This is a genomic window from Leisingera sp. S132, from assembly GCF_025144465.1.
In the GTDB taxonomy this organism is placed as follows: Bacteria; Pseudomonadota; Alphaproteobacteria; order Rhodobacterales; family Rhodobacteraceae; genus Leisingera.
The window spans coordinates 53273-68127 of record NZ_CP083556.1; the positions used below are offsets into that span (position 1 = coordinate 53273).

Annotated in this window: 13 protein-coding genes; 1 reads left to right on the top strand and 12 read right to left on the bottom strand. The window is 64.0% G+C overall.

Features of this window, described 5'->3' with window-relative positions; translation table 11 throughout:
- Positions 1–21: 21 nt before the first annotated feature.
- Genes K3725_RS20650 through K3725_RS20665 form a run of 4 tightly spaced genes read right to left on the bottom strand, consistent with a single transcriptional unit; the run spans position 22 to position 3356 of the window.
- Positions 22–1059: an LLM class flavin-dependent oxidoreductase gene (locus K3725_RS20650; protein WP_260018899.1), complete on the bottom strand. Its 1038-nt coding sequence runs from the start codon at positions 1057–1059 to the stop codon at positions 22–24.
- Positions 1056–1982 carry a flavin reductase gene (locus K3725_RS20655; RefSeq protein WP_260018900.1) on the bottom strand — a complete coding sequence of 309 codons (927 nt, stop codon included), beginning with the start codon at positions 1980–1982 and terminating at the stop codon, positions 1056–1058. Before K3725_RS20655 ends, K3725_RS20650 begins: the two co-directional genes overlap by 4 nt.
- Entirely contained in the window at positions 1979–2782 is an 804-nt protein-coding gene (locus tag K3725_RS20660) for an alpha/beta fold hydrolase (RefSeq protein ID WP_260018901.1), read from the bottom strand. The genes K3725_RS20655 and K3725_RS20660 overlap by 4 nt, the downstream gene beginning before the upstream one ends.
- Positions 2754–3356 (bottom strand): amino acid synthesis family protein, encoded by a 603-nt coding sequence (locus K3725_RS20665; protein WP_260018902.1) that lies wholly within the window; start codon positions 3354–3356, stop codon positions 2754–2756. The genes K3725_RS20660 and K3725_RS20665 overlap by 29 nt, the downstream gene beginning before the upstream one ends.
- Before the next feature lie 107 nt (positions 3357–3463).
- Between K3725_RS20665 and K3725_RS20670 the strand changes: the two genes are divergently transcribed.
- Positions 3464–4138: a GntR family transcriptional regulator gene (locus tag K3725_RS20670; RefSeq protein WP_260018903.1), complete on the top strand. Its 675-nt coding sequence runs from the start codon at positions 3464–3466 to the stop codon at positions 4136–4138.
- A 90-nt stretch (positions 4139–4228) separates the two neighbouring features.
- On the opposite strand, the gene hutU is transcribed toward K3725_RS20670, so the two are convergent.
- From hutU to repA, 8 genes are all read right to left on the bottom strand, one after another.
- A complete protein-coding gene (hutU, locus tag K3725_RS20675; protein ID WP_260018904.1) occupies positions 4229–5911 on the bottom strand; it encodes a urocanate hydratase in 1683 nt (560 codons plus the stop codon).
- A complete protein-coding gene (gene hutG / locus K3725_RS20680) occupies positions 5908–6693 on the bottom strand; it encodes an N-formylglutamate deformylase (protein WP_260018905.1) in 786 nt (261 codons plus the stop codon). The genes hutU and hutG overlap by 4 nt, the downstream gene beginning before the upstream one ends.
- The gene (hutH, locus tag K3725_RS20685) at positions 6690–8213 is read right to left on the bottom strand and encodes a histidine ammonia-lyase (protein ID WP_260018906.1); all 1524 of its coding nucleotides are present in this window, start codon (positions 8211–8213) and stop codon (positions 6690–6692) included. The genes hutG and hutH overlap by 4 nt, the downstream gene beginning before the upstream one ends.
- Positions 8210–9418: an imidazolonepropionase gene (gene hutI / locus K3725_RS20690; RefSeq protein ID WP_260018907.1), complete on the bottom strand. Its 1209-nt coding sequence runs from the start codon at positions 9416–9418 to the stop codon at positions 8210–8212. The genes hutH and hutI overlap by 4 nt, the downstream gene beginning before the upstream one ends.
- 105 nt (positions 9419–9523) lie before the next feature.
- Entirely contained in the window at positions 9524–10849 is a 1326-nt protein-coding gene (locus K3725_RS20695; RefSeq protein WP_260018908.1) for an MFS transporter, read from the bottom strand.
- A 352-nt stretch (positions 10850–11201) separates the two neighbouring features.
- Positions 11202–12344, bottom strand: a complete 1143-nt coding sequence (gene repC / locus K3725_RS20700) for a plasmid replication protein RepC (protein WP_260018909.1) — start codon at positions 12342–12344, stop codon at positions 11202–11204.
- Between the two features lie 182 nt (positions 12345–12526).
- Positions 12527–13501 carry a plasmid partitioning protein RepB gene (repB, locus tag K3725_RS20705; protein ID WP_260018910.1) on the bottom strand — a complete coding sequence of 325 codons (975 nt, stop codon included), beginning with the start codon at positions 13499–13501 and terminating at the stop codon, positions 12527–12529.
- Positions 13501–14676: a plasmid partitioning protein RepA gene (gene repA / locus K3725_RS20710; RefSeq protein WP_260018911.1), complete on the bottom strand. Its 1176-nt coding sequence runs from the start codon at positions 14674–14676 to the stop codon at positions 13501–13503. Before repA ends, repB begins: the two co-directional genes overlap by 1 nt.
- Positions 14677–14855: the final 179 nt, after the last annotated feature.

A 14855-nucleotide genomic window follows, 5' to 3' on the forward strand; every position in this document is an offset into this window, starting at 1 on the left:
ACCCTGTGCGCCGGGCCTCATTTATTGAAAGGCGGGCATGACTTCAGTGATGAACCGCTCCAGCGAGGCTTTCTTGCGTTCGAAGCTCATGCTGGAGTCAATCCAGAACGAATACTCATCATAACCCAGGGCCTCGTATTTCTTCAGCCGCTCAACCACCGCCGCCGGTTCGCCGATCACCAGATCGCGCTCCATCGCCTCGGAGCTGTAAAACGGGTGCGCAGCGATTTCCTCATCACTCAGCGGATCAATCAGACCCTGACTGACGTCCCGCTTGTTCATGAACCAGGCGCCGAAGTAGCAGTAGAACCGGTTCAGTTCCTCCGCCCCGCGCTTCACATCCTCGGCGCTGTCCGCGACATAGGTGTGCTGCAAGAGCATGATCCTGGGCCGCGGCACATCGGCGTGCTTGGCGCAGGCATCGTTGAACTTGCCCATCAGGTCGGTGATTTCCTCGTCCCCCTTCCACAGCGGCGTCACCTGCACGTTGCAGCCATTGGCTACAGCAAACTCATGACTATTGGGATCGCGCGCCGCCACCCAGATCGGCGGGCCGTCCTGCTGCAGCGGCTTTGGCGAAGACGTCGTCTTGGGGAAGGAATGAAACTCCCCCTCCTGCGCGTAATCACCCTGCCACAACCCCTGCACCGCCGGGATCAGCTCGCGCATGCGCTGGCCAGCCTCCCAGGCGTCCATGCCGGGCATCATGCGTTCATACTCAAACGAATAGGCGCCGCGGGCGATGCCCAGGTCCAGGCGGCCATCGGTGATGATATCGGTCATCGCCGCCTCACCGGCCAGCCGGATCGGATGCCAGAACGGCGCAATCACCGTCCCCGTCCCCAGCCGCACGTTCTTGGTGTGCCGCGCCACGTCGATGAGGTTCAGGAACGGGTTCGGCGAGATGGTGAAATTCATCCCGTGGTGCTCGCCGGTCCAGACCGCATGCATGCCGCCGTCATCAGCGATTTTGCACAGCTGGATGAACTCATCATAAAGCCGCTTCTGATCATCTGCCGCGGAAATCCGCTCCATATGCGCAAAGAGGGAAAATTTCATGCGCCCTTGCTCCCTGTCGCCACGGGGCGGACCTGCCCGGTGGTCTGATTGCCATAATACACCCCGAAATTGCCCATCCGGGATTCACTCGCGAACCGCTCCAGCATGGTGCACATCGCCGCGTCGGCAATGTCCATCAGCGTGGATTGGGTCAGGGCCGTGAAAACACCCTTGGCCGGTGTGCCGCCGGCCGATTGGCACAGAAACGAGATGTGCTGATGTTCGCGCGCTTTGTCTTCGTAAACGGAATAGATGAACCCCGGCTCCGCCTCGACGCCGGTGTCCGCGATCAGCTTGGCGAGCGCGGCAGAGGCGCCCTCCTTGCCGACCCGGATTTCCGGCAGCGTCAGCTTGCCCTGATCGTTGCCCATCAGCAGCACCTTGCCCTCATGCTCGATCAAGGCTGAGACAATCAGCTTGGCGCCTTGGGTCAGGGCTTCGGCCTCCGCCGCAGCCGTCACATAGGCACCGCGGGCATATCCCAGCCCCGGTGCGGGCGAGGTCTCAAACGCCTCGACCCGGCCAATCAGGATCAGGTGGTCACCGGCTTCAACCCGGTTGTGCATGGAACAGTCGAACCAGGCGGAAACGCCCGCGAACACCGGGCTTCCCTGCGGCCCCTTCTGCCAGCTGACGGCGGCAAAACGGTCGTCCACGGGCCGGGCGAAAGTGTTGGAGACGTCCTTTTGGTCCTCTGCCAGCACATTGACGGCAAAGCCCGCGGCCTGTTCGAATGCTGCGTAGTTGCTGGAGGAATTGGCGATGCAGACCAGCACCAGCGGCGGGTCCAGCGACACGGAAGTAAAGGAATTGGCGGTAAAGCCGATGGGGTTTCCCTCGGGGTCATGCGTTGTCACCACGGTGACGCCGGTCATGAAAGTACCGAATGCATTGCGCAAGGCGCGCGGGTCGATCTCGCTCATGACGTTGCTCCTTCGGTGTTCAGCCAGTCCTGCAGGGCGGCGTTGACCTCTGCAGGCGCGGTCAGGTTGACCATATGCCGATGGCCTTCAATGACAACCGCCATGCCCTGCGGCGCGGAATCCGCCATGGCCTGTGCCATTGCGGGCGTCGAGTTCGGATCGCCATCGCCGGTCAGCGCCAGCAGCGGGCAGCGGATGCCCGCGAACCCATCCGCATAGGTGCAGTCACCGCGGGCAAAGGCGGTATAGGCGGCGGCGTAACCCGCCAGGTTCACGCCCGACAGCCATTCTGCCACCTGCGCCCGCGCCGCCTGGTCTGCGGGGCTGCCCCCAAACCAGCGCGCCAGCGGTGTTTCCAGATCAAAACTGCCTGCACGGATTTCAGCAGCGCGCGCTTCCACTGCCCGCCTTGCCTCATCAGAACGCTGGAACACCCCGTTCAAAAGCGCCACGCGCGCCACATTCTGAGGATGGCAGACCGCATAGCCGCCGGCAATCAGCGCCCCCATGGAATGACCCGCCAGACTGACCGGCCCCAGATTCAGCGCCTGCAGCACGGCATGCAGCCACGCCACATAATCCGGCAGTTCTGCGCCCTCTGGCAAAGGCGCGCTGCCGCCGTGGCCGGGCATGTTCAGCGCGATGATCTCATGGGTCTGCGCAAAAGCCTCGATCTGCGGCCCCCAGGCCGCTGACTGCATGCCAACCCCGTGGATCAGCACCAGCGGCCTCCCCTGCCCTGCCCTTTGGCAAGTGACAGGCCCGTAAGGCTCAGACAGCAGCAGGGTTGTCGACGTCATGACCCAGTTCCTTCAGGTCCTGATAGCGGTCGCCGATCCGGTGATGCGGACGCCCGCCGATGGAGGCGCCAAGCGCGATCACGATCTCATCCGGGCCGGGCGCATCTGCCACCGACAGCTGGATGGTCAGGTAATGGCTGCGCCGCCCGCCGTCGTTCTTGTCCATCAGCGGGATCTGCAGCGAGGCGTTGGCCGGCCCGCGGGTATTGGTGAAGGCGAGGTAGGACTTTGCCCCCACCGCCTCGCGGAAATGGTTGCCGAAGCGCAATGTGTGGATGAGGGCAGAGGCATGTTCCACCTCGCCATTCACCCCGACGATGGCTGATTTGCCGTAGCCCTCGACCTTGTCGCCGCCGCCTGCGGCCTCCAGCACCATCGCGGTCAGCTTCTCGCCCAGCCCCGGTGCGCAGTCATGGATCGCCGGGCGCAGGTCCTCGACAAAGCCCTGCCCCGCCCAGGGGTTTTTGATCACCGCCACCGCAGCAATCATTTTCAGCGGGGTTTCCGCTGCCTTGCCGCCCTCGATCAGGGTTTCTTCGACATGCAGCAGCGTCTTGCGGATTTCGGCGGGCATGGGCGGGTCTTTCCTGTCTGATTCCAGTTGCCGTAATATGGTATACCATCATACAGTATGTCAACGCAGTCTTGTCCCGCCCTGCCCCGGTTGCTATCGGAGAACACATGACCAGCCCCATCATGAGCAAAATCAACCACCCGCCGCAGACCCTGCGCGATATCGTGCAGGAGCGGATGCGCGAGGCGATCATCTCCGGCCAGTTTGCCCCCGGCGAGCGGCTGGTGGAGCGGCCCCTGTGCGATCAGCTTGGCGTCAGCCGCACCGTGGTGCGCGAAACGATCCGCTATCTGGAGGCAGAGGGGCTGGTGGAGATCCTGCCCGGAAAGGGGCCGATCGTGGCGCAGCTTACGTGGACCGACGCGCGGCAGATCTACGACATCCGCCAGATGCTGGAGACCGCTGCCGCCACCGAATGCGCCCGCAACATCACGCCGCAGCTGGCAGAGCAGCTGAAAACGGCGCTGCAGAACCTGCAGGAGGCCGTGGCGGCCGGCGTGCCCACCCCGATGCTGCGCGCCACGACAGAGTTCTACCGGATCATCTTTGACGGTGCCGGCCACAACGTCGCCTGGGAAATCGCCCAGCGACTGAACGGCCGCATCAGCCGGCTGCGGGCGGTGACGCTGTCGACGGCGGAACGCCAGAAACCCGGCCCCGCCCATATGCAGGACATCTGCGAGGCCATCGTGTCAGGAAATGCCGAAGCCGCCCGGCAGGCCATCGAACAGCATCTGAGCGATGCCAAACACACCGCCGAGCGGCTGCTGAACGAAACATAGCCGTTTCCCGGCGCGGGAAACGGCCATGAAAAATCGATTTTTCATGGCAGAAATCCGCGCCGGATTTCTGCCTCGTCAAGAACCGGGCCGTCAGCCCAGAATGCCGGGCAGGTTCAGCCCGTGCTCACGTGCGCAATCCTTGGCAATGCCGTACCCCGCATCCGCGTGGCGCATGACGCCAGTGGCCGGGTCGTTCCACAGCACGCGGCCGATGCGGCGGTCTGCGTCCTCAGTGCCGTCGCAGCAGATCACCACGCCGGAATGCTGCGAGAAGCCCATGCCAACGCCGCCGCCGTGGTGCAGCGACACCCAGGTGGCGCCGGAAGCGGTGTTCAAGAGCGCGTTCAAGAGCGGCCAGTCAGAGACAGCATCAGAGCCGTCCATCATCGCCTCGGTCTCGCGGTTCGGCGAGGCCACAGACCCCGAGTCCAGATGGTCGCGGCCAATGACGACCGGCGCTGACAGCTCGCCATTGCGGACCATCTCGTTGAACGCGAGGCCGGCCTTGTGGCGATCACCGAGGCCGATCCAGCAGATCCGCGCCGGCAGGCCCTGGAAGGCGATGCGCTCCTGGGCCATGTCCAGCCAGCGGTGCAGGCCCTCGTTCTCCGGGAACAGCTCCTTCATCTTGGCGTCTGTCTTGCGGATGTCCTCCGGATCGCCCGACAGCGCGCACCAGCGGAACGGGCCGATGCCCTTGCAGAACAGCGGGCGGATATAGGCGGGCACAAAGCCGGGGAAGTCAAAGGCGTTCTCCAGCCCCTCCTCCAGCGCCATCTGGCGGATGTTGTTGCCGTAATCGACGGTGGGAACGCCCATCGCGTGGAAATCGCACATCGCCTTGACCTGCACGCGCATACTGGCACGGGCGGCCTTTTCCACCGCTTTCTTGTCCGTTTCGCGGCGCTCTTTCCACTCGCCCATGGTCCAGCCCAGCGGCAGGTAGCCGTTGACCGGGTCGTGGGCAGAGGTCTGGTCGGTGACGATATCAGGACGGATGCCGCCTGCTTCGGCGCGCTTCACCAGCTCCGGGAAGATCTCAGCCGCGTTGCCCAGAAGGCCCACGGATTTCGCCTCGCCCGCAGCGGTCCAGCGCTCGATCATCTCCAGCGCTTCATCCAGGGTTTCGGCCTTCTCGTCCAGGTAATTGGTGCGCAGGCGGAAGTCGATGCTGTCGGGGTTGCACTCCACCGCCAGGCAGCAGGCACCGGCAAACACGGCTGCCAGCGGCTGCGCGCCGCCCATGCCGCCCAGGCCGCCGGTCAGGATCCATTTGCCCTTGAGGTCGCCGCCATAATGCTGGCGGCCGGCCTCGGCAAAGGTTTCATAGGTGCCCTGCACGATCCCTTGCGTGCCGATATAGATCCACGAACCAGCGGTCATCTGGCCGTACATCATCAGGCCCTTCTTATCGAGCTCGTTGAAGTGGTCCCAGTTGGCCCAATGCGGCACCAGGTTGGAGTTGGCGATCAGCACCCGCGGCGCATCCTTGTGGGTCTGGAACACGCCAACCGGCTTGCCGGACTGCACCATCAGGGTCTGGTCTTCCTCCAGGTTCTTCAGGGTCTCGACGATCAGGTCGAAATCCTTCCAGGTGCGCGCGGCGCGGCCGATGCCGCCGTAAACCACCAGCTCATGCGGGTTTTCGGCGACGTCGGGGTGCAGGTTGTTCATCATCATCCGCATCGGTGCCTCAGTCAGCCAGGACTTGGCGGTGATTTCCGGGCCGGTGGGCGGGAAGATGTCGCGGGTGTTCTTGCGGGGATCGCTCATGCCGAGGGCCTCCAGTTTTTGAGATCAATCAGAATTCGGGTGAGATGGGCGCGCAGGCGGTCCGCGCGCTCCGGCAGATAGGTCCAGGGCGGGCTTTCCTGGCAGTATGTGGCCTGCGCCAGTTCCATCTGGATCGCGTGCAGCCCGTCCGCAGGACGCCCGTAATGGCGGGTGGTCCAGCCGCCTTTGAAGCGCCCGTTGAGGGTGGAGGTATAACCCTCCGCCGCCACGCAATGGGCGACGGTCAGCGCCTCGATTTCAGGGTCGCAGGTCTGTCCCATGTTGGTGCCCACGTTGAAATCCGGCAGGCGGCCCTCGAACAGGAACGGGATGTCGCCGCGGATCGAGTGGCAGTCATAAAGGATCGCAAAACCGTGGCTCGCCTTCACCCGCTCCAGCTCTGCCATCAGCGCCGCGTGATAGGGGGCGTGGTAGGCATCGCGGCGGCGCGCGATTTCCGCCTCACCCGGCTCCTTGCCCTCTTGCCAGATCGGCAGCCCGTCAAATTCCGTGAGCGGCACCAGAGTGGTGGTGTTTTGCCCGGGATAGAGACTGATACCACCCGGATCGCGGTTCACGTCGATCACATAGCGGTGGCTTGGCGTACGGACGGTTGTGATGTCCTCTGCCAGCCCGGAATAGAGGTCATGGATATGCCAGTCTGTGTCCGCTAGCGCCTTGCCCGTCTCGTTCAGACACTCCCAGATTTCCGCTGGCACATCGGTGCCGGTGTGGGGCAAGCCTAGTACCAGCGGCGAGCTGCCTTGGGTCACTTCGATCATGCCGCCACCTTCACGCCAGCGGCCTCAGCAACCCGGCCTGCGCGGACCATGGCGCTGGCGGATTCAATATCCGGCGCCAGATAGCGGTCCTCTGCCAGCGCGGGGATATCGGCCCGCAGCATTGCCAGCACGTCCTGCAGCCGCGCGGAGGTCTGCAGCGGCGCACGCGCCTCCACCCCTTGCGCAGCACAGAGCATTTCGACGCCCAGGATCACCGACAGGTTGGCGTTCATCCGTCCCAGACGCAGCGCGCCATGGGCGGCCATCGACACGTGGTCCTCCTGGTTGGCCGATGTGGGCGTCGAGTCGGTCACGCAGGGGTTGGCCAGGTGCTTGTTCTCGCTCATCAGCGCGGCGGTGGTCACTTCGGCAATCATGAAGCCGGAGTTGAGACCCGGGTCAGGCGTCAGGAACGGCGGCAGGTCGTGGCTCAGCGTCGGATCGACCATCAGCGCCACCCGGCGCTGCGCGATGGCGCCGATTTCCGCCACCGCCAGCGCGATCTGGTCAGCCGCAAAGCCCACGTATTCAGCATGGAAGTTGCCGCCTGAAACGATGCGGCCTTCGTTCACCAGCACCAGCGGGTTGTCGGTTACGGCGTTGGCCTCGATCTCCAGCGTTTTGGCGGCCATCCGCAGCACGTCCAGCGCCGCGCCCACCACCTGCGGCTGGCAGCGGATGCAGTAAGGATCCTGCACCCGGGTGTCATCCTCGCGGTGGCTTTCGCGGATTTCGGACCCATCCATGATCGCGCGCATTTCGCGGGCCACATCGATCTGCCCGGCATGGCCGCGCAAGGAATGGATGTCGGCGACCAGCGGCGCGGTGGAGCCCATGATAGCGTCGGTGGTGAGCGCGGCAATCGCCATCGAGGCCTCTGCCATGCGCCAGGCGTCAAACAAACCGGCCAAGGCGCAGGCGGTGGAGAACTGGGTGCCGTTGATCAGCCCCAGGCCTTCCTTGGGACCCAGCACAATAGGCTCTAACCCGGCCTTTTTCAGAGCCTCAAGGCTGGACATGCGGGTGCCTTCGAACGTGGCCTCCCCTGCCCCGATCATCGCCGCCGCCATATGCGCCAGCGGCGCCAGATCGCCGGAGGCGCCGACGGAGCCCTGCGACGGGATCACCGGCACCACGCCGCGCGCCAGCATCTGTTCGATCTGGTCGATCACCAGCCAGCGCACGCCGGAGGCGCCGCGGCCCATCGACAGGAGCTTCAGCGTCATCATCAGCCGGGTTTTATCTTCCGGCAGTGCCTCCCCTACCCCGCAGCAATGGCTGAGGATCAGGTTGCGCTGCAGGGTGGCGGTGTCAGCCGGTGCGATCTTGGTCGAGGCCAGCTTGCCGAAGCCGGTGTTGATTCCATAGACCGCTTCTTCTCCGGCAGCGGCATCAGCCACCATCTGCGCTGCGGCCTCAACCGGCGCACGGGCCGAGGCATCCAGCCGGGCCGGGGTCAGGTTGCGGTAGATATCTTCCAGCGTGGACAGCGTCACCGTGCCGGGGATCATCTCGATCATTGTTTGCCCTCATAGATACGGGTGTAAAGCGGGTTGAAGCCGATGCGGTAGGCGAGCTCGCCGGGCGTTTCCACGTCCCAGACCGCCAGATCGGCGCGCATCCCAGCGGAAATCTCTCCGCGGTCCGTCAGCCCCAGCGCCCGGGCTGCGTGCCGTGTGACACCCGCCAGCGCCTCCTCCGGGGTCATCCGGAACAGGGTGCAGCCCATGTTCATCGTCAGCAGAAGCGAGGTCAGCGGCGAGGAGCCGGGGTTGCAGTCGGTCGCCAGCGCCATCGGCACGCCGTGGGTCCGGAAGTGTTCAACCGGCGGCATCTGCGTTTCGCGGATGGTGTAGAACGCACCCGGCAGGATCACCGCAACAGAACCCGAGGCGGCCATCGCCCGGGCGTCGTCTTCGGTGGCGTATTCCACGTGATCGACTGACAACGCGCCGTACTTTGCCGCCAATGCGGTGCCGCCCTGGTGGCTCAGCTGCTCGGCATGCAGTTTCACCGGCAGGCCAAGTTCTTTGGCAACCGTGAACACCCGTTCGATCTGGGCAGGCGCAAAGGCGATGTTTTCGCAGAAGCCGTCGACCGCATCCACCAGCCCCTCGGCAAAAGCGGCGCGCAGGGCGGGGATGCAGACCTGATCAATATAATCATCGTCCCGGCCCTTGTACTCCGCCGGGGTGGCATGGGCGCCGAGGAAAGTGGTTTTCACCGTCACCGGGCGCAATTCGCCCAGGCGGCGGGCGGCGCGCAGCATGTTGAGTTCGGTGGTCTGGTCCAGCCCGTAGCCGGATTTCACCTCCACCACCGTGGCACCCTCAGCAATCAGCGCGTCGAGCCGCGGCAGCGCGCCCTGCACCAGATCCTCCAGCGCGGCCTCACGGGTGGCCGACACGGTGGAGACGATGCCGCCCCCTGCCCTTGCGACTTCCTCATACGTGGCGCCGTTGAGGCGCATCTCGAACTCCATCGCCCGGTTGCCGCCAAAGACGATATGCGTGTGGCAGTCGATCAGGCCCGGTGTCACCAGCCGCCCGTCCAGATCCACATGCTTCCAGGGAAAATTGTCAGCTGACAATTCCTGCCGCGGCCCAGCCCAGACGATTTTCCCGCCCGAGACCGCAACGGCACCGTCATCAATCAGCCCGTAAGGCGTATCGGAACTGGCCATCGTGGCCAGCCGGGCGCCTGTCAGAACATAGTTGCCAGTCACGCAAATCCCCCCGAGTCGCTTGGTTGCCAGTTGGGCAATAAGCTACTCATTTAGGGCATTATGTCTAGTCATAAAATGAATAAGCTGCGACTTGGCCCTGCGATGCTAGTGTCCCTCTTTCCGCGGCATCCGAGGGTGCAGATCGTCGATGATGACCGGATGCGCATGCGGGTGGCCGCCCTGCAAGTGCGGGTGATCCGGCGGCAGGTCCGGGTGCTCATGCGCAACCGGCGCGCCACTGTCCGCGGGCCACAGGTGCTGCGCCGCGATCAGCCCGGCAGCGGCCAGCAGCGCCAAAACCAGCATCGCCGCCCCTGCCCCCCAGGCCGCCATCAGCCAGGCCGACAGCGGATAGAAGACCAGCCAGCAGGCATGCGAAAGGGTGAACTGCGCGGCAAAGATGGCCGGGCGGTCCGCTGCATGGGCCGAGCGCGCCAGCAGCCGCCCCGAAGGGGTCATCACAGCAGAGTAGCCCAAGCCGATCACGAACCAGGCGATTGCCAGCCGTGCAAACCCCAGCGGCTGAACCAGCGCGGCCAATGCCAGCCCCATCAGCGCAGCACTTCCCAATGCGCCGCCTGCCAGCATCACGCTGCGGTCCGGCAGACGCTCCAGTAGCCGCGGCAGCAGCATGGCCGACAGCATCGAGCCGCCGCCGAAACAGGCCAGCGCCAGCGCCACTGCGCTTTCGCCATGCCCCAGCCCGGCGCGCACCAGCACCACCGTGTTGACCAGCACCATCGCGGCCATCGCAGACACCACCCAATTCATTGCCAGCAGCCCGCGCAGCCGCGGGGTGCGCAGATAGTTGCGGATGCCGCGGGTGGTGCGCTGCCAGATCGGCCGCGGCGCCTTGGGTTCCGGCGACGGCAGAACGATGGAGACGAGCAGCAAGGCGGAGGCCGCAAACCCCGCCGCGGTGCCCCAGAACAGCGTCGAGGAGCTGACCAGAACCAGCAGCGCCGCGGCCAGCATCGGGCTGATCAGGCTTTCCAGTTCATACGCCATCCGCGACAGCGACAGCGCCTGGGTGTAGTCCTTCTCCTCTGTCAGCACATCTGGGATCGAGGCCTGAAAGGCGGGCGTGAATCCGGCGGAGGCCGATTGCAGCACGAAGATCAGCAAATAGACCTGCCAGACCTCCGTGACGAACGGCAGGCAAACGGCGACTGCGGCCCGCACCATGTCCAGAGTGATCAGCATCCGGCGGCGGTCCACCTGTTCGGCCCAAGCGGCGGCGATGGGGGCTACGGTGACATAGGCCACCATTTTGATCGTCAATGCGGTGCCCAGCACCACGCCTGCGCGCTCCCCGGCCAGATCAAAGGCCAGAAGGCCAAGCGCCACGGTTGCCAGGCCCGTGCCTGTCAGGGCCACGATCTGGGCCAGAAAGAGATGCCGGTAGGTCCGGTACTTCAGGATGGAGAGCATGCAGGCTTTGCCTTTGTGACTGGGAGTGTCCCGGCCACTGTGGCCGCTGGCGAGCGCTGAAAGCAATGGTGCAATGCCGCCGGAACCCGAGGCAAAGGTCAAAATTGTCAGCTGACAATTTCAGTCACGAGGTGCCGGTTCCGGAGTGCGGCAGGGTGGTTTTCAGCCCGGTAAACTGCGCCGTTCCAGATCCGTACCCCATACGGAAACCGGCGCCGCGCCGCGCGGGTTTCACGCTGTCTTCAAAAGTTGTCAGCTGACAATTCACTTCAGGCTCCTGTTCAGAAGAAGCTGAAATCCAGTGTTCACCGCGTCAAACCGGTCACTGAAGACCGGCAGCCTGTGAAAATTGTCAGCTGGCAATCTCCGCCCGGTTCCCCGCCTGCAGCAGCGCATTCAGCATCGGTGCGGTGGAAAACTGGCCCGCGCGCGCTTTCTGAGCCAGACGCCGCAGATAGGCGCCGGGGCTGCGGATGGTGCCGAGTTTCTCCAGCATGCAGATCACCGCTGTTGCCGCGTCCTTGCGGCCCATGGCGGCACGGGCGTCGCTCAGCACCGGCATCTCGATCCCCATCATCGGCGACAGGGTTTCGGCAATGCGGTCGGCATCCTGCCAGCTGCGCAGCTCGCCGGGATAGTAGGCCTGAACCTCTGGGCAGGCACGCAGGACCTTGGCCAGATCACTTGCATTCTCTGTATTGCCTGCCTTGCCGTCTGTGGCATGCGGTTGAGGGCAGGGCGCTTTGGCCTGCGGCTCTTCAGAGTCAGAATCATTTTTTACTGAATCCTGTATGTGCCGCTCATTCTGGCTGACGGGGCCGCTCATTTTGCCTGCAGCGGGCAGGGGAGCTTGCGGGGTTTCCTCCGGTGTCCGGCTGGCAATTTCCGCGCGCAGGAGATCTGCCATTGCGGAGAGTTCGGCTTCGCAGGGCTTGCGGCGCAGCAGTTTGCGGGACGCGTCCAGCAGTGTCTCTGCCGTCTCATCGGCAATGTCCAGCAGCTCCTGCCGCAGCACGGCAACGCGGTCCCGCAGAACGGCCAGGTGCTCGGTGCGTTCCTTGGCGTTCAAGGCGGCACCGAAGATCCGGGCGGCATGGCGGGCGAGGGGAGAGAGATCGAAGCCGAACGCCATCGCGGTGTCCCCGCCAACCCGGCGCGCGTAGCGTTTGCGGTTGGGGCTGTTTTTCCGGCTGACAATGCCGAGCCGGGTGAGGGCGGCCAGGTGGCGGCGCAGGGTGCTTTCGGGCATCCCGTTCAAGCGCTCCATCAGCCTGCGGTTCGACGGGAACACGATGGCGCTGTCCGCTTCTGCAGGCAAAGCGCGCTCCGGGAAAAACGTCAGCAGCGCCTTCAGGACGCCAAGGGTGCGGTGGCTCAGTTCAAATTCCGCGGCGGCGTGCGTCAGCGCAGCCAGAAGGTCCCACTTGTCGTGAGTACCCGCCAGCCGGCCGCACGGATCCTGCCGCCCAAATGCGATTTGGGACGCCTGTTCCATGATTATTTTCACGAAAGACAAAGAATTCCCGCCCCCATGCAGCGCATGGAGTTGACACTAAGGAGTCTGAAGGGCTATTCCAAAGGTGCTAAATCTGAGAACGGCCTTCTGGGATGTAATGTCCTGGGGGGCTTTTCTTTTGCCTGCTTACGTGCCTCCTGTCCTGTTTTCTCTGCTCTTCTTCAGTCTTCCGGCTGCTCGGGCTGGTCTTTTTGCCAGCGGCCGTGAAGCTCTGCCATGATCTCTTCTGCGTTTTCGTCGAACCAGGCGTCAAAGCCGGGTGTGTCCTTGCCGGAGATCGTCAGGGTGATGCCCTTGGCGGTTGTCTTGATGCCTGCCACTGCGGCGCCGTTGCTGCCCGGCAAGGCGCGGGATTTCGGCGGGGCAGGGGGGGCTTTCACCTCCTGGCTCACGCCCTGGGCATGGGTCAGAACCGCCTCGAACCTTCCGTCGGAATCATAGGTGGTGAAATCCGGCCGGTGTGTCCGGGTGATGGCCCGGGCCCGCGCGGCGGGGTCCTGGAACAGCTTGACCAGCATCATCCAGCGGTCGCGGCCGACGCCGGGGGCAGAGCCGATGGCCCGCAGGAAGGGCAGCTCAAACGCGGTGCCGACCTTCAGCATCCGCGACACCATCGGCAGGTCGATCGACAGCGCCGCGGCAATTGTCGGCCGGTCATAGCCGTCGTTCTGCAGCTGCGCCGCAAAGGAGGCCTTTTCAATAAAGCTGAGATCCAGGCGCGAGGTGTTTTCCTGTCCCTGCGCCATCACAAGCGCGTGGTCGTCCAACTGCCGCACCATCGCCTTCACTGGCAGGCCAAGCTCCCGCAGCGCCATCAGGCGGCGGCGGCCATAAACGATTTCGAACCGCCCGGGCGCCTTGGGGTGCGGGCGCAGCAGCACCGGAACCTGCTGGCCATAGGTCCGCAGGCTCTCCTTCAGCTGGTTAAGCGCGGCACCGTCCAGGCCCAGACGGTCCTCGTAGCCCGCGTCGTCGATCAGCGCGGCGTCGATTTCCTGCACCGCGCTTTCCTGCAGCTTGCTGAGCGAGGATTGCAGCGCCCCGACCGCGCCGCGCGGCATCATCTTGGGTTTCGGCCCGCCAGCGGATGCTGCCGGGCTGCCGAGTGCCGTGCTGAGAATGCCTTTGCGTGCCATCAACGCCTCCATGCTTGTTGAAGGAGCGATTCTATTTCATCGTTAACTTGATTTAGTGAATCCACCGCACGGTCGTAGGTTGACCTGTGAAACATGGATCTTTCGACCTCATAGACCGTTTGCTGGGTCAGGCCCGCGTCGGAAATCGCGGTGGATTTCAGCATCGGGGCAACCATCACTTCCTCGCCGAACAATTGCCGCAGAAATGCAACCACCTGTTGCTGCGGGCCGTCGTTCGGCTCGTACCGGTTGATCAGGAAGCGCAGGAAATCGAACTCCAGCGCGGCCCCGGCGTTGGAAACCACATCCAGCAGCTCGGCTGACATCTGCAGGAACTGCGACATCGAGGCGATGTCGAGCATGTTCGGCACCACGGTGATGATCACGCCGGTGGAGGCACAGAGCGCCGACATGGTCAGATACCCCAGCTGCGGTGGGCAGTCGAAGATGATCACGTCGTAATCCTGCTCGACCTCCTCCAGCGCGGCGGCCATGCGCGAGAAGAACGCGGGCTGCACGTTGTTGATCAGCGCCTGCGGGGTCTCGTGTTCGAATTCCTGCAGGATCAGCCCGCCGGGGGCGAGGTCTAGATTGGCGAAATAGGTCTGCTGGATGATGTCGCGCAAGGGCAGGGGGTCATCATAGCGGATTGCGTCATAAATCGTCCCTGTTTCGAGGAAATCGACCTCTGGCCTATAGCCGAAAAGCGTCGTCAGCGACGCCTGCGGGTCGATATCCACCGCCAGAACCCGGTAGCCCTTGAGCGCCAGCCGTTGCGCGGTGTGAATGGACGACGTGGTCTTGCCCGATCCGCCCTTGAAGTTCAGGAAGGACAGCACCTGCACCTTGTCGCCCTCGCGGCGGCCGCGCAGGTAGGTGCCGGGGGTCTTGGCCGCGGCATCCAGGATCTTGCGCATTTCCATCAGGTCGGCGGCGGAATAATGGCGGCGGCCGCCCGGGGTGGTGTGCACCTCGGGGAATTTGCCGTCAAAATGCAGCTTGCGCAGGAAGCTGGCAGAGATTCCCAGCATCTCTGCTGCCTCGCCGGCACTGAACAGGCGCAATTCCTTCCTTGCATCCGGCGCAAAACTCGCCAGCATGTGGCTGTTAAGAGCCGCACTGAGGTTCTCCGCGTTCTCGCGGATACGCTGATTGATGTGGAGTGCTACTGCCACCTGCTGCCCTCTCGATAGTAACGCTGTTTTGCGTCAGCGCCTTATTTATCGTTTCTATACGCAATGCGAACGCAGTTGTGCAATAGATTCCTTCAGTTAGAGGTTGCAGCCGGGTCCGCCGGCGCCGTGCCTTACACGGTGAATCTCAGAGGTTTTCCGGGTAAGGCATTGAATTAAAA